This is a genomic window from Chryseobacterium sp. MHB01 (assembly GCF_034651565.1).
GTDB lineage: Bacteria > Bacteroidota > Bacteroidia > Flavobacteriales > Weeksellaceae > Chryseobacterium > Chryseobacterium nepalense.
The window spans coordinates 269,639-284,341 of record NZ_JAYEDA010000004.1; the positions used below are offsets into that span (position 1 = coordinate 269,639).

14 protein-coding genes are annotated in these 14,703 nt (G+C 43.6%); 7 read left to right on the forward strand and 7 right to left on the reverse strand.

What is annotated here, in order from left to right; all coding sequences use genetic code 11:
- Positions 1–10: 10 nt before the first annotated feature.
- The 7 genes from U9K52_RS09285 to U9K52_RS09315 all read left to right on the forward strand — a co-directional run bounded on the left by U9K52_RS09285 (position 11) and on the right by U9K52_RS09315 (position 6,462).
- Positions 11–325 carry a nuclear transport factor 2 family protein gene (locus tag U9K52_RS09285; RefSeq protein WP_322926098.1) on the forward strand — a complete coding sequence of 105 codons (315 nt, stop codon included), beginning with the start codon at positions 11–13 and terminating at the stop codon, positions 323–325.
- Between the two features lie 195 nt (positions 326–520).
- The gene (locus U9K52_RS09290) at positions 521–1,180 is read left to right on the forward strand and encodes a DUF2461 domain-containing protein (protein WP_248394940.1); all 660 of its coding nucleotides are present in this window, start codon (positions 521–523) and stop codon (positions 1,178–1,180) included.
- Positions 1,181–1,336: 156 nt separating this feature from the next.
- Positions 1,337–1,759 (forward strand): NAD(+)--rifampin ADP-ribosyltransferase, encoded by a 423-nt coding sequence (arr, locus tag U9K52_RS09295; protein WP_312172993.1) that lies wholly within the window; start codon positions 1,337–1,339, stop codon positions 1,757–1,759.
- Positions 1,760–1,783: 24 nt separating this feature from the next.
- Positions 1,784–2,335, forward strand: coding sequence for a dihydrofolate reductase family protein (locus tag U9K52_RS09300; RefSeq protein ID WP_322926100.1), 552 nt, complete (start codon positions 1,784–1,786; stop codon positions 2,333–2,335).
- 185 nt (positions 2,336–2,520) lie between these two features.
- Positions 2,521–3,522 carry a T9SS type A sorting domain-containing protein gene (locus U9K52_RS09305; protein ID WP_248394944.1) on the forward strand — a complete coding sequence of 334 codons (1,002 nt, stop codon included), beginning with the start codon at positions 2,521–2,523 and terminating at the stop codon, positions 3,520–3,522.
- 210 nt (positions 3,523–3,732) lie between these two features.
- Positions 3,733–4,482 (forward strand): DUF3575 domain-containing protein, encoded by a 750-nt coding sequence (locus U9K52_RS09310; protein WP_248394945.1) that lies wholly within the window; start codon positions 3,733–3,735, stop codon positions 4,480–4,482.
- 705 nt (positions 4,483–5,187) lie between these two features.
- Positions 5,188–6,462, forward strand: coding sequence for an ectonucleotide pyrophosphatase/phosphodiesterase (locus tag U9K52_RS09315; protein ID WP_322926101.1), 1,275 nt, complete (start codon positions 5,188–5,190; stop codon positions 6,460–6,462).
- 957 nt (positions 6,463–7,419) lie between these two features.
- Here U9K52_RS09315 and U9K52_RS09320 read toward each other — a convergent pair.
- The 7 genes from U9K52_RS09320 to U9K52_RS09350 form a co-directional block, all read right to left on the reverse strand.
- The gene (locus U9K52_RS09320; protein WP_322926102.1) at positions 7,420–8,151 is read right to left on the reverse strand and encodes a DNA-binding domain-containing protein; all 732 of its coding nucleotides are present in this window, start codon (positions 8,149–8,151) and stop codon (positions 7,420–7,422) included.
- A 120-nt stretch (positions 8,152–8,271) separates the two neighbouring features.
- On the reverse strand, positions 8,272–9,078 hold the full coding sequence (locus tag U9K52_RS09325; protein WP_248394948.1) for a T9SS type A sorting domain-containing protein: 807 nt from the start codon (positions 9,076–9,078) through the stop codon (positions 8,272–8,274).
- Between the two features lie 97 nt (positions 9,079–9,175).
- Positions 9,176–10,009: a T9SS type A sorting domain-containing protein gene (locus tag U9K52_RS09330; RefSeq protein ID WP_322926103.1), complete on the reverse strand. Its 834-nt coding sequence runs from the start codon at positions 10,007–10,009 to the stop codon at positions 9,176–9,178.
- Positions 10,010–10,229: 220 nt separating this feature from the next.
- Positions 10,230–11,189 (reverse strand): hypothetical protein, encoded by a 960-nt coding sequence (locus tag U9K52_RS09335; RefSeq protein WP_248394950.1) that lies wholly within the window; start codon positions 11,187–11,189, stop codon positions 10,230–10,232.
- A gap of 118 nt (positions 11,190–11,307) precedes the next feature.
- Positions 11,308–12,813: a hypothetical protein gene (locus tag U9K52_RS09340; protein ID WP_248388380.1), complete on the reverse strand. Its 1,506-nt coding sequence runs from the start codon at positions 12,811–12,813 to the stop codon at positions 11,308–11,310.
- Positions 12,814–12,865: 52 nt separating this feature from the next.
- A complete protein-coding gene (locus tag U9K52_RS09345) occupies positions 12,866–13,429 on the reverse strand; it encodes a hypothetical protein (RefSeq protein WP_322926105.1) in 564 nt (187 codons plus the stop codon).
- 218 nt (positions 13,430–13,647) lie between these two features.
- Complete coding sequence (locus tag U9K52_RS09350) at positions 13,648–14,703, reverse strand: NAD(P)-dependent alcohol dehydrogenase (protein ID WP_263602250.1); 1,056 nt, start codon at positions 14,701–14,703, stop codon at positions 13,648–13,650.

Here is a 14,703-nt window from a genome sequence, read left to right on the forward strand (position 1 = left end):
TTTTAATACAATGAATTTACCAAACGTAGTAACCGAATTAGTAAAAGCGCAGAACAATTTCGACAGCGCAGCATACGCCAACTGTTTTACCGAAACAGCCGTAGTATTTGATGAAGGAAAGACACACAACGGAAGAACCGAAATAAAAGACTGGATCGACAAAGCCAATAAAGAATACCAGGCAACGATGAAACTGTTAGACTATTCGGAAGCGGAACATACCTTAAAAGCGGAAGTTGCAGGCAATTTTCCGGGAAGTCCGGCGATCCTTACCTATTATTATGAATTTGAAGATGGATTGATCCGGTCTTTGAAAATCGTATAATCCATTAAGCATAACTATTTTAAATGCAGGGCTGAAGTTTGTACTTCAGCTTTTGTGCTTCTGGTAAAGTTTTGTACCTTAAGCCCTTAATGTTTATCACCATACTCACCGTCGGCGCTGGTGCCTCATACAGCAATCATTATTAATAATACTTTTAACAGGAACAATATTGTAATTTTGTTTAAAATAGACATCATGAAAAAAACCTTTGAATTCCTGAAACAACTTGAGAAAAACAATAATCGCGAATGGTTTGCATCGCACAAAGAAGAATATGAATCAGCAGTCAGAGAAAACAAAGTGCTTTTCAATAAGGTGCATGCTGAACTTCAGAAATACGACAATATAAAAGGAATTCATATTTTCAGGATATACAGAGATGTCCGGTTTTCAAAGGATCAGGTACCGTACAAAACCAATTTCGGAGCCGGGTACTCCCGTGTTAAACCAATGCTGAGAGGCGGATATTATATTCACCTGGAGCCCGGTAACAGCTTTGTAGGCGGCGGATTCTGGGGACCGGATGCCAAAGATCTGCTCCGCATCCGGAAAGAATTTGAAATCAGCACCTCTGAAATTGAAAAAATTACTTCAGACAAAACGTTCATCAGGTATTTTAAAGAAATTCAGGGTGATGCGGTGAAAACAGCACCCAGGGGTTTTGATAAAAACCACCCTTCGATTGAGCTGATCCGGAAAAAGCAATATGTGGTGATGAGAAAATTTACCGATCAGGAAGTTGCATCGGAAGGGTTTCTGAAAGAAGCATTACTCACTTTCCTCGCCATGCGCCCTTTCTTTGACTACATGAGCGGAGTGCTTACTACGGATCTGAACGGGGAATCTTTAATTTAAACTTTATCTGATCCTTCTGGAACTGCTCAGAAAACATTTAAAATTTAATCTTTAAAAAAGATAGCAATGTTCATATGATTCTGATCTCAGCTTATTTTTCCATGTAAAAACAAATTCTTAAGTTTACAGGTTACTCAAAATTCAAAACAAATCACAATGGAAAACAAAGAGCAACACATTTCTGATCATGGTCCATTCTATCACGGGACAAAAGCTGACCTGAAAATCGGGGACCTGCTTACCGCCGGATTTGAATCCAATTATTATCCGGAGATTATGATGAACCACATCTATTTCACAGCTTTACAAAACGGGGCCGGACTTGCAGCGGCACTGGCAAAAGGTGATGGAAAGGAACGTGTCTACATCGTGGAACCTACCGGAGCATTTGAAAATGACCCGAACGTAACCGATAAAAAATTCCCCGGAAACCCTACCCGCTCCTATCGCAGCACGGCTCCTCTTAAAATTGTGGGCGAAGTAACCGAATGGATCAGGCTTACCGATGAAGAAATCCAAAACTGGAAGGAAAGAATCGCAAAACTAAGGGAAAATCCAGGTGCGGAAATTATCAATTAATCATCACAACAATTCTTTAGTCCTATGAAAAAAATAATCTTAGACCTTGCTGTAACACTAGACGGGTTTATTGAAGGGCCAAACGGAGAAATCGACTGGTGTATCATGGATGATGATATGGATTTTGATGGCTTTCTTGAAAACATCGATACCATATTTTACGGAAGAGTAAGCTATGATTCCTGGGGAAATTATCATCCGGGAGAAGATGCCGGAGAAGAAGAAGTACAGTTCTGGAAAAAAATACATGCTAAGAAAAAAGTAGTATTCTCCCATCATCAAAGGGAAGATCAGAATGCCGTTTTCACCAATGATATTGAGAAAACAGTGCAGGAAATAAAACAGCAGCCGGGAAAAGACATCTGGCTGTATGGCGGTGCCGGACTCATCAGAACGTGTATTAATCTGAACCTGATAGACATTTACAGAATCTCCGTTCATCCGGTTGCCTTAGGAGACGGAAAACCTTTATTTGAAGAATTGAAGGAAAGATTATATTTGAAGCTGATCAAAACCAATATTTTCAGATCCGGAGTCGTACAGCTGATCTATGAACCTTTACATCACAACCAATAACCATAACAACATGACCTATTGAGGGCAGCATTATCTCTGCTGATTATTCGGCTATACTGTATACAGCAGCGATTCTGAAAAAAGGAGTTTATTTAAGATTTAAATTTCTCATTGGAAACAAGTTATCCCTAAAAAAATAATTCCGGAGCAATTGTTTTTTAAGTATATTCGTTAAAAATTTAAGTATGAAAATAAATTTATTCCTTCTGCTGATGGCTTCAGGCGTCATTTCAGCACAGACAACGATTACGAAAGCGTTTAACGATCCTGTAAGCGGGGAAACCGCAAATTATTTGTCCGTTACGGGAACACCGGATAACTCGGCAACAGGTTCTAATGTAACCTTCAACAATGCTTCTCTGGGATTTGGTCCGGCTGCTGTTACCAGCTATTCAACACCCACCTCAACAGAAATTACCACCTTCCCGAATTCTACCTTAAAAATGGCAGGCCCCGGAAATACGGTATATTACAAACAATCTGCCTCCAAGCTGGAAATTACAGGATTAGTCACCACCGATGCTACCCTGAATCTTGCCGCAAACAACGGAACTTTTATTTCCTATCCTGCAGCGTTTGGGTATTCCGAGACGGATCAGGCACAGGGAACATTCAGCTCAACTGCTGCAAACGGATTGTGTAAAGGAACAGTCAGCATTTCTGCAGATGCTTCAGGAACCCTTATTTTAGGTTCTTCTAATTTTACAAATGTTCTCAGGATAAAATCTGTTCAAAGCTTCAACCTCTATGCTGCATCAGACACTTTCTTTCTATTTCCGATTGGCTCTATTGTAAATACTTCCTATTCGTATTATAACAGCACTTATAAATTTCCTTTGCTGACCACGATTCAGACCGTGGTCAATGTTCCGTTGGCCGGAATCAACAACCAGACCACCAATTCGGCACAGGCCCTGAATACCGCAAACCTGGCCACAAAGGACCTGTATGTTCAGAAAGACAGGCTGAAAGTATATCCCAACCCTGCTCAGGAATTTATTGAATTGAAAGGAACAGCAGAAAGCTATACAACGGCAAACATCTATACCCTGGACGGTAAGCTTGTAAAAACTTCCGGTATTACCTCCGGAAAAATACAGGTCTCAGACCTGCCTTCTGCTTCTTATTTTATTGAAGTTTCAACAAAAGACAAGAAGACGGAAACCTCAAAATTTATCAAAAAATAGATAAACCCGAACAATATAAATCCGCCAGAAACTCTGAGCGGATTTCTTTTTAAGCAGGGTGCAGATGCGTCTTTTTAGTTTGCATGCAGCGGACACGCCTGTAAACAGCTTGTAAACAGAATCTTATTCATGAAGCAAAACGGATTACCGAAATTATTTTGCCCGCTTTTTGCTTGTACCTCAATACTTCAAATCTTAACATATTAAATCATGAAAAAATTCTTACTCATCATCCCCTGCTGTATGCTGACCACAGCAAACGCACAGGAAATCCCCGCTCCGCCGTCGGAAAAAATGAACATCATTAAAACAAATGTTACGGCATACGCATTCCGAAATATAAACCTTACTTATGAACGAGTCATTAACAGATGGTTTTCAGTGAATATGGGTTTTGGCGCCATGCCGGAAGGAAAAGTTCCTTTTATCAATTCCTTTTTAAACGATGAAGACGAAAAAAGATTTCAGAACCTCGAAGCCAAATCTTTTAACTTCACCATAGAGCCGCGTTTTTATCTTGGCGCAGGATACGGAAAAGGATTCTATGTGGCCCCCTATTACCGCTATTCGAAAATTACCTCCAATACTTTTGACTTCTACTACGACTATACCTTCAGCGGAACGACCTTTCAGATTCCTCTCAAAGGTTTCGGAAACGCCAACGGAAACAGTGGCGGTGTAATGGTAGGCGCCCAGTTTTTCCTCACCACAAGCCGCAGCCTTGTCCTTGATTTCTGGATTGCAGGGGCCCACTACGGAGCAGGAAAGGGAGACTTTACGATGACCAGTGACATCCCTCTTACTCCCGATATGCAGGCTGAACTAAAAAGGCAGATCGAGGATCTTGATATTCCTTACGTCAATTATACGGTAGAAACCAATACCAACGGAGCCCGCGTGATTATAGACGGCCCCTGGATCGGTTTCAGAACAGGACTGTCCCTCGGATACCGGTTTTAAAAATGATATCAGAATGGAAACCTACAGCAGAAGTCAGACTTCTGCTTTTTCTTTTTATTACCAGTGCCGGGACTTCGAGAGCCTCAGTCCCCGGTGCCCATCACTCCTTGTCATTTCGTGGAAGTTTTTAGGTATTATTCGTAAAGTCAGTGAGGTAAATCTTCGTTGAGATCCTTTCAGGATGACAAATGCGAAAATAATAATTAACTAATGTCCACACCAACGACAACCGGTGACTTCGAGAGCCTCAGTCCCCGGTGCCCATCACTCCTTGTCATTCCGTGGAAGTTTTTAGGTATTATTCGTAAAGTCAGTGAGGTAAATCTGCGTGGAGATCCTTTCAGGATGACAAATGCGAAAATAATAATCACCTCGCAACGACAACAACGACAACACCCGTGGACTTCGAGAGCCTCAGTCCCCGGTGCCCATCACTCCTTGTCATTACGTGGGAATCGTGACATGATACTACGCTGCAGCAATCCTAGATTCCTCTGTGGTCTTCTCTAAGTGTAACGGCTTTGTGAAACAGATATTCTAATAATAAAAACCCGGTGCACTTTGTGTTCATAAGTTGGTAGGCTAAAGATCCTCGGGAGACAAAAAAACATGACAACACCTCCTTACCCCGAGTTTAATATTTTTTTAACCTGCTAAACTTTTCTGTAATGACCGGAGGCCCTAACTTTGTACAAAACTTACCTAATGAAGCAAGGATTAGCAATAATAACGCTGCTTTTTTCACTCTCCCTTTTCAGTCAGCATGGAAGCACGGACACCACACAGGTGGTGATCCCCAACCGGTACAACACTGTTGAAGCCCGGGCAAAACCCTATGTCATTATGATCTCTGCAGACGGCTTCCGTTATGACTACGCAAAGAAATACAATGCGGAGAACCTTCTGAATTTATCCGGCGAAGGAGTGCGGGCCGAAGCCATGATTCCCGGTTATCCCAGCATTACCTTCCCCAATCACTGGACCCTGATCACCGGGCTTTACCCCTCTCACCACGGGCTTATTGATAATTATTTCTACGATTATAAAAGAAAGGCACCCTATGCGATGAGTGATAAAACCAATGCCGAAGACGGCAGCTGGTACGGTGGCCTCCCCCTTTGGGGACTGGCAGAGCAGCAGGGAATGCTTTCCGCATCTTTAATGTGGGTAGGCTCGGCAAGCGATGCCGGAGGAACACGGCCAACCTATTATTACCCCTACCACGAAAAATTTTCACCGCAGGAGAAAGTTGACAAAGTGATTAGCTGGCTGAAGCTTCCCATGGACAAAAGACCCCATTTTATTTCGCTTTATTTCCCCGAAGTAGATGCAGGCGGACATCATTTCGGGCCTGACGCAAAAGAAACCGAAGATGCCGTTCACCAGGTGGATACAGCCGTAGGCGAACTGGTACGGAAAGTGGGCGAACTGGGTCTGAAGAATGTCAATTTTATTTTTGTCTCTGACCACGGAATGATCAAAGTAGACGGCAGCAATCCCCTGGAAATCCCGCAGCTGCTGCTGGATAAAAACAGATTTGATATTTACAATTCCCAGACTTTATTAAGAGTGTACGTTAAAAATCCGGCTGAGGTTAAAAGCGTTTACAAAGAATTACAGGTTCATAAAACCTCAGATTATGAAGTGTATCTTGATAAAAAGTTTCCCCGATACCTGCATTTCTCCGCAAAAGATGATTACTATGGCAGAATAGGACAAATCCTCCTGGTTCCCAACGCTCCTAAGATATTCCTGGAAAAAGGCAAAAAGCCTTCCGCAGGAAAGCATGGCTATAATCCGGCAGTGGTTCCTGAAATGAAAGCTACCTTTATGGCATGGGGTCCGGAATTCAAAAGCCATAGGACTGTTGGTGAATTTGAAAATGTAAACGTTTATCCGGTGGTTGCAGATATTTTAGGCTTAAAGATCCGCCAGCCCGTGGACGGAAAGCTGAAAGTACTGAAACAGATCATAAAATAAACCCGTTGTGCATTTGATTCTTTTCGTCACTTCGAGTAGCTTTGAAAAAGCGTATCGAGAAGCTTATAATTTTGAAGACAGGCTCCATTCTCGATACATTTGTTCTCCACTTTGTTGCGAAAAAACACTCGAAGTGACGAAGCGACTATCGAAATGACAACCGGTGACTTCGAGAGCCTCAGTCCCCGTACCCATCACTCTTTGTCATTCCCTGGGAATCGTGACATGATACTACGCTGCAGCGATATCTGCGTAATCTGCGTAATCCGCGGGAGACAAAAAACAGGCTTCATTCAAGTCAGCACTGACGGGACTTCGAGAGCCTCAGTCCCCGGTGCTCATCACTCCTTGTCGTTCCTTGGGAATTTTTAGGTATTATTTGTAAAGCTAGTGAGGTAAATCTTCGTTGAGATCCTTTCAGGATGACAATGCGAAAATAATAATTAACTGGTGTCCACAAAAACAACCACAACAACCGTGGACTTCGGGAGCCTCAGTCCCCGGTACCCATTACTCTTTGTCATTCCTTGGGAATTTTTAGGTATTATTCGTAAAGTCAGTGAGGTAAATCTGTGTTTAGATCCTTTCAGGATGACAAATGTGAAAATAATAATCACCTCGCAACGACAACGACGACAACAGCCGGGGACTTCGAGAGCCTCAGTCCCCGGGTGGCTGAAGCCCTAGAAACCACCAGTACCACTACTCTTTGTCACAAAAAAACTCCGGCCGGGATTGCAAAGCGGACTGAAAAAAAACACTTAAAATCAGTGGACGCTTTACCCCATGCCGGAGCAATCAAAAACATGATGAGTATTTTAAAATTACGTTCAGGAATAGGTTCCCGAACTTTGGGTGGTCTGCATCGTACGGTGCAGACACCCTGCATCGGTCGATGCAGACCTCCTGCATGCATCGGTGCAGACCCTCTGCATGCACCGATGCAGACCCTCTGCTCTACTGTACCGTCAGCACCTTATCCAATAATGCGGTACGCGGTTCTTTGAGCATCATGCTCCCCGAGAATTGCGTTACCACCTTCAGCTGGTACGTTCCTGCCGGTAATGCCGGAATAACCACCATCAGTTCGGAAGGATTATTGGTGACGATATCGCTGACCTCTACCTGAGTGCTGGCCTGCGAAACAGTGTCTGTGAAGAATATTCCTACTGCAGGATCGTCTCCGGCGATCTTGAGCTTGCTTCCGGAAATCCTGAGGTTCCTTCCTGGAGTCAGGAGGTCGTTTACCGAGCCGCTTTTCACATCTTTCACCTGGAGGATCACCGTAGAAGCATCAGCGATCCCCAGGATGTTGACTTCAATATTCGGGATCTCTGCCCTGAGCTTCTCTCCCTGGTTGAACTGGAAGATGATGCTGTGCTTATCCTTATTAAAAGTCTCCGAAGGGCTGTCGAATACCCCGCGGATGGTAGTGCTGGCGGTAAAGTAGCCCGTATTGACAGAATACCCGTCCCAAAGCTGATAGGCCATTTCTTTCAGGAAAAGCTCCGTGGCATGGGCCATCGCGGAAGCGGAGACATCGGCACCGCCCCTGTTGACGGCGGCTTCGCAGATCTGCTGTACCGTAAGAGGACGTTCGCTCACGGTTCTCGCGATATAATCATTGGGATTGTCTTTGGTTAAAACATTGTCGTAGAGATACGCTTTAATTTTGTGTAAAATAGGCATTGTTTTAAAATTTAATGTTAGTTACTGATTTATCTGAACCCTCACGGGGTGAAGTCTTTAAGACAGCTTGATGTACTTACGGATGGCAAATCCATTTGGATGGGTCTGCTTTCCAGGTCATTATTTCCTGATCATTTTTCTTACGGTAGTAATCCCTTCATGCTCTATCCTGAGCATATAGGTACCACTCTGCAGGCTGCTGACATCCACCGGCTTTCCAAATTGTGCCTCCTGTTTCATCATCAGCTTACCGGAAAGATCATGCACTGTTATTTTTATGACAGCCCCTGTGTGTCTGCTGTGGTCTATGGTTATGGAAGACTCCGCAGGATTGGGAGCGAATGTTGCGGATCCTTCATTACGCTGCATCGTTTCCGTCACCGATAAGGTTCCTCCCTGCCCTGCGGTAAGCCCGGCAGAGTTTGTGGTAAAGGCGTATTCCTTTATGGTGAGCGTTCTGTTGACCAGCTCTACCAGGATCCAGCCGTAATACACCGTTCCGGAAATGGTCGCTTTAAAGCCGATATATTTATTCCCCTGGTTCCGGAAGTTGGTTTGCCCCGGATCATCAATCCAGGGATCCCAGCTATTCGAAAACGTGGCCGAAGAATTGATGGCCGCTCCGAAGCTCAGCGCTTTCAGCTCCTGACTGTTTTCCATAATAAACTGCCTCGTGGGATCACTCCCCGGATTGGAGCAGAAATGGATATTCCATGCAACCGTGTGAAAGGCATCCCAACGGAAAGAGTATTCATTGGTGCCGTCATTGTTCAGATCAATCGGGAAGATATCATTTTGTGAAGCGTTTGAGAAAGGCGGTGCCTCGGCCGTAAAAGAAAAATCAGGCTGTGGATTGACCAGAGTGATCTGGCTTTTTGCTGTGAATGCTGCTGAAAGCGTTAATAAAAGAAGTAATTTTTTAAGCATCGATTGTTATTTTTAGGGATTACTATATTTATTGTTGTAAACCACCGGACCGGGCGTGATACCGTGCCGGCAGATAACTTTACAGTTCTGTTGCCTTTTATTTTGCAACAAGTACTTTCTGTGAAGCCGAAGTACCGTCCTTATAATAGACTTCCAGTATATATTCGCCGGGCTGTAGAGAAGAAACATCAAGACGGTTTGTACCAGGATAGCTTTTTACCAGTTTTCCTTCGGCACTGAACAGCGTGGCTTTGCTGATCTTTCTGCTGGTATCGATCATGATAAAATCATGGGCAGGATTAGGATAAATTCTGAAGCTGTTTTTTACGGCAGCTTCCGCTGTTGATAATGACGTTACAATATTGACATTAAAGTCATATGGATTTCCGAACGATCCAAAACTTCCATTGGAACAGGGGCTTAAAACTACGGAACTGCTATAAGGATAGCTCGCCTGCGTTCTTACGAGTCTTGCCCGTGTAGTTCCTGTAAGTGCCGTACCGGGAACGGTAAAAGTTCTTGTAAGAGGAACGGCGGTCTCAGAAAATGCAGGAAGCGCAGCATTGATGGTATTGCTGTTCTGCAGTACAATCTCAGAGGTTTCAAAAGTATTGCTGTGGTCATAGTCTATCCACAGTGCAAAATAAATAGGCTCAAAGTCCGGTGTCGTATACGGATTAATGGTAATGGTATTGTTCCCTGATTTGGTAAGGTCTCCGAAGACGGTTGTATTAAAATATTTATACGTATTGGCTGTTCCGTACGTGCCTAAACTCCCAAACGAAAGGGTTACTCCGCCGATGGTAATGTCCTTGAACATATTATAACCGGAAAAATAGGTGCATGCACAATAGGGTGCCGGATTTGTGATCTGGCTTTTTGCGGTAAACGCTGCTGAAAACGTTAATAAAAGAAATAATTTTTTAAACATCTTTGTTTTTCATTTGTTAAAGGGTTAATATTAAATTGTTGATGAAAGCAGCGCACGTGCATGCGCTGCTGTTGAATATTGAACTGTATCGTATGATAATAATTCTTTGATTGCTTTTATAAAACCTTCAGGGTTTTGAAACCCTGAAAGTTTGCTTGTAGTTGATCACGGATTAAAAATCCGCGATATCGTACTATAAATCTTAATCTATTTCTAACATTTATTGCTGAAATTCTACGATGAAGCCTCCGGTAAATGCAACATCAAAATAATTGGCAGGGCTGTCATTCCATCCATGGGTAGTAGTATAGCTATTATAAGTCTTAGTGTAATTATTATTCTTAGCCACACATTGAACAAATCCTTCGGTGTTTGATAAATTATCTGGCTGTACACCTGGGAACCAGTTGCTTTTTCTTACAGCAGTAGTTCCACCAGCAGAATAATCATGTCCTGGTTGTTCTCCTGTAATCCATTTAATCTCTGGATCAGGTGTCATTGCTGCACCTGCAAACCATGAAAATTTTGCCATCCCGATCCAGGTACCATTCGTATTAAATATAGCAAAAGGAGTAAGTAAGTTTGTTTCAACATATTGCCACTCTGCATCTGATGCAAAAGTCGCTAAATAGCCACCCATGTTTTTAGCAGCATTATATGCTTGGTACCATGTAACTGCACCACTGGTTGAATATGCTGCATACGTATGTCCACCATAAGTACCGATACTTCTTCTGGTTGCAGTGGTAGCACCAACAGCTAAGGTTGCCGGAGCATCTACAGAAGCAGTTGCAGTAGTGCTGGGTACATATCCTAAAATATTAGGATCAACGACGGTCGTATAACTTACGGTGCTCGCCGTACTGCTTATCCTCTCCCAAACAGAGCCCGTGAAATAATAGAATCCTGCTTCCGTAATTTTTGAAGTTTTTGTTGTTGTTGGTGAAGCCGCAGAAGTTGCAAAAACAATTGTACCAGCCTGAGCGGTACCGTACTGCGCATCACCGGCTTTGATCTGGTCGCCGGTTAATCTTGGGATAAGAAGTCCCTCCGGCTTGCTGCCATTTGTAGTCTGTGCCGTAATGTCTAAAGTAGCCTTCGGGGTATTATTATTGATCCCCACTTGTGCAAATATGGTAAGGCTGAATAAAGATGCAGCCAGGGTAATGATATTTTTCATTGTTGTTGGTTTTGTTTGTTACGTGAGCTTGGCTCGTAATTTTTATTTAATTAATACTTTACAGTTTCCATCACCTGTGCAGGCTTTGTCTTACTGTATATAATCCTTCGACATCGGATTATTTTAAACGCTGTGCCGTAAAATAGAAATAATAATTGGTACCATCCCTCCTGGCATGCCAGGTACAGTTATACCATTCTTTATTTGGAAAGGTAAGCATTGCATTAACATATTCCCCCTGCCCGATCGCGGTACTGAAATTATCATCGCCATCAATATCATAACTGTAATACCCGGATGCAATGGTAGTATCAATCCCATCGGTATAGGCATCATGGCTAGAGAGGGAAGATACATTATAATTAACAGGGGATGAAGTAATATTGTACAACTTCGGACTTGTATTTCCGGTATTGTACCAGCTTTCGATAAAATCCATCCTTAATCCATTAATAAAGATAAAATCTGCCTTCTGAGCGGCCGTTGTTTCATCATACGCAGACCTTCGGTTAATGCTGGTGGTATTGTTCACCGCTTTTCCGGTCATTTCTCCCCTGCTACCGCCCCTGGATAAAAATTTCGATACCGGTACGGTAATGATCGCGGATCTTATTTCACCGATCACGAAAGGCGTGGTATTTTGTCCGATCGTTGCATTACAGCTGAAACCCAGGAAGTTTACCGGTACCGTTATGGTTGTTGGGGAGCTAAAGTTGGGGGTTCCCGTCACTGAATAGGTAATATACCCGTTCCCTTTGTTAAGCGTACCCTCATCTAAAGTGAACGTAAGACCGTTCTGGGTAAAGGTTGTCCCGCCGGAATAGCTTCCCCCGTTTCCCCCGGAATAGTAAACCGTTAAAGTCCCGGAATAGGCGGTACCTGCAGCAAATGCGGCCGGAGTAATAAATGCCGTGTTGCAGTTTAAACCTGTAATAACAGGATTTACCGTGGTGGTATTATCTATTTTCCTCCATTCCTTACCATTCCAGAATACAAAGCCTTTATAGGTGAGCGTACCGGCACCCGTGTTATAGGCCAGCAATCCTGTTGCAGGAGATGGTATCGTCACTACATCCGTGGCGCTTGATAATGCTACTCTCGGGATGAGTACCCCTTTGCCGGCAGAGACAATATCCAGCGCAGCGCTGGCATCAGGAGCACCTGTTCCGATACCTACAGCACCATTATCCTTTATTACGACCTCTGTTCCGGCGGCTCTTGCCGTACCATCCGCCTGGCTGCCCAGCTTTACCATACCGGTGCCGGTGTCATTGATCCAGGCATCATTCGTGGTATCTCCTGCACCACTCCCTATTTCCTGCCATTTGCTTCCATTGAAAAAATAATAGCCTTCTTTGGTAATATCTGCTGTTTTGCCGTCCGGAGCGCTGGGTACGGTGGTTACATAAATAATGGCACCTTTCTGTGCAGATCCGTATTGTGCGTCGCCGGCTTTCAGCTGATCACCGGTTAACCTCGGAGCAATAAGACCTTCCGGTCTGCTTCCGTCTGTTGTTTTGGCTACGATATCCAACGTAGATTGAGGACGTATTGTATTGATTCCAACCTGCGCAAAAAAAGCTGAGCTTACTAGTAAAACAGGGAGTATGATAAGTTTCTTCATCGTGTGTTATTTAAAATATGTTTTTGTTTGTTATTTTTTTATTGGTTACAAATTATTTATGATTACAGCCGGTAAAAGAATACCGAACAGGAGGAGGTCTGCTGAGATGACAGGCTATGGTCTTTGAAACCCGAAAAGGGTATATTGCTATATGGATGAGATTGTCTTTCAGGCAGAGTGGCAGAAGAACGTTCCAAACCACAGAGACTGCCGTTTTATGATGTTTCCTGAAAGAAGGAGGATCTACCGGAACAGCTATGGATGAAGAGCCATCTGCATTTCCAAAAAACAATCTGCCTTCCGGGCTGTTTCTGTACATTGCCGGAACATGCTGATTCACATGATATTTTTGAGGAGAGGCCAGGGAAGCAGAAACGCCCTGTAAAGATGGGTCTGTTTTGCCTTTCTTTCTAAGGCTTATGCCTACGTTTCTTCGTTCCGCTTTCATCACATATACCGCTGAATCTCCATGCAGGAAGCTGCCTTCTGAAATAAAAATAACGGAATCCGGCGGAGAAGAGGCCTGGAAGAACTGTGGAATCCCGGAAAAGAATAGCAGCACCCCTATCATCCTTGCGCAGAAACGCAGGAACGAGGGAAACTGTACTGTATTCATCACGGGTGTCTTCATTGTGTGTTTAAAAACAGCCCGGGATTTGACTGTTTTCTCTTACAAAGATAGATAAATAATTGAAACAACGAAATTACAATGATCTGTTTTATAACTCCTTAGTTTCGTACACTCACCCTGTGGCAGATAGAAAGAGCTTCCGCAGATATGCCGCATAAAAAAAACTCTCCGGAGAGAGTTCTTTTAAAATATCCTGTCAATCATTACAAAGACTGCATATCAATTACAAAACGGTATTTCACATCGCTTTTCAGCATTCTTTCATAAGCCTCATTGATTTCGCTCATTTTGATAAGCTCAATGTCTGAAACGATATTGTGTTCGCCACAGAAATCCAGCAACTCCTGGGTTTCAGCGATACCGCCAATCAGTGATCCTGCTACGGAACGGCGCTGGAAAATCAACGGTCTTGTGCTGGGTTCGGTTTCCTGGAATTCTCCCACAAAACCTACAAGAACTAAAGTACCGTTTAATGCCACGGTCTGCATATAAGGGTTGATATCATGCTCATAGGGAACGGTATCAATAATTACATCAAACTTACCCCTTACCGCATCCATCTGTTCCTGTTCAGTTGAAATCACTACATGATCCGCGCCCAACGTTCTGGCATCTTCGGATTTACCGGGTGTACGGGAAAACAGGGTAACCTCAGCACCCAATCCTTTAGCCAGTTTAATGGCCATATGTCCTAACCCGCCTAATCCCACTACGGCGACTTTAGAATCCGGACCTACGTTCCAGTGTCGTAGAGGAGACCATGTGGTAATTCCTGCACAAAGCAACGGTGCCACTGCAGCAAGATCAAGGTTTTCCGGAACGCTGAGAACGAAACCTTCATCTACCACCACTTTCTGGGAATACCCTCCGAATGTTTGGCCTCCCAGATGTTTGTCTTTTCCGTTGTACGTTCCTGTAAACCCCTTCTGGCAATATTGCTCCAGATCATGTTTACAGCTCTCGCATTCTCCGCAGGAATCCACCATACATCCTACTGCCGCAAGATCCCCCACTTTAAATTTGGAAACTTCACTACCGACATTGGTAATTCTCCCTACAATTTCATGCCCCGGAACAACGGGATACATGGATCCTCCCCAGTCGTTTCTTGCCGTATGAAGATCAGAATGGCATACTCCGCAATACAGGATTTCAATCTCAATATCTTTAGGGGTTACTTCTCTTCTTTCAATATTCATTTCGGCCAGGTCCGCAGTGTTGGATTCTGCACCGAACGCTTTTACTGTGAATGTATTCAT

Bases quoted from the DNA above. Each gene is read 5' to 3' on its own strand.
- U9K52_RS09285 (WP_322926098.1), top strand. From the start codon at position 11: ATGAATTTACCAAACGTAGTAACCGAATTAGTAAAAGCGCAGAACAAT.
- U9K52_RS09290 (WP_248394940.1), top strand. From the start codon at position 521: ATGAAAAAAACCTTTGAATTCCTGAAACAACTTGAGAAAAACAATAAT.
- arr (WP_312172993.1), top strand. From the start codon at position 1,337: ATGGAAAACAAAGAGCAACACATTTCTGATCATGGTCCATTCTATCAC.
- U9K52_RS09300 (WP_322926100.1), top strand. From the start codon at position 1,784: ATGAAAAAAATAATCTTAGACCTTGCTGTAACACTAGACGGGTTTATT.
- U9K52_RS09305 (WP_248394944.1), top strand. From the start codon at position 2,521: ATGAAAATAAATTTATTCCTTCTGCTGATGGCTTCAGGCGTCATTTCA.
- U9K52_RS09310 (WP_248394945.1), top strand. From the start codon at position 3,733: ATGAAAAAATTCTTACTCATCATCCCCTGCTGTATGCTGACCACAGCA.
- U9K52_RS09315 (WP_322926101.1), top strand. From the start codon at position 5,188: ATGAAGCAAGGATTAGCAATAATAACGCTGCTTTTTTCACTCTCCCTT.
- U9K52_RS09320 (WP_322926102.1), bottom strand. From the start codon at position 8,151: ATGCCTATTTTACACAAAATTAAAGCGTATCTCTACGACAATGTTTTA.
- U9K52_RS09325 (WP_248394948.1), bottom strand. From the start codon at position 9,078: ATGCTTAAAAAATTACTTCTTTTATTAACGCTTTCAGCAGCATTCACA.
- U9K52_RS09330 (WP_322926103.1), bottom strand. From the start codon at position 10,009: ATGTTTAAAAAATTATTTCTTTTATTAACGTTTTCAGCAGCGTTTACC.
- U9K52_RS09335 (WP_248394950.1), bottom strand. From the start codon at position 11,189: ATGAAAAATATCATTACCCTGGCTGCATCTTTATTCAGCCTTACCATA.
- U9K52_RS09340 (WP_248388380.1), bottom strand. From the start codon at position 12,813: ATGAAGAAACTTATCATACTCCCTGTTTTACTAGTAAGCTCAGCTTTT.
- U9K52_RS09345 (WP_322926105.1), bottom strand. From the start codon at position 13,429: ATGAATACAGTACAGTTTCCCTCGTTCCTGCGTTTCTGCGCAAGGATG.
- U9K52_RS09350 (WP_263602250.1), bottom strand. From the start codon at position 14,703: ATGAATACATTCACAGTAAAAGCGTTCGGTGCAGAATCCAACACTGCG.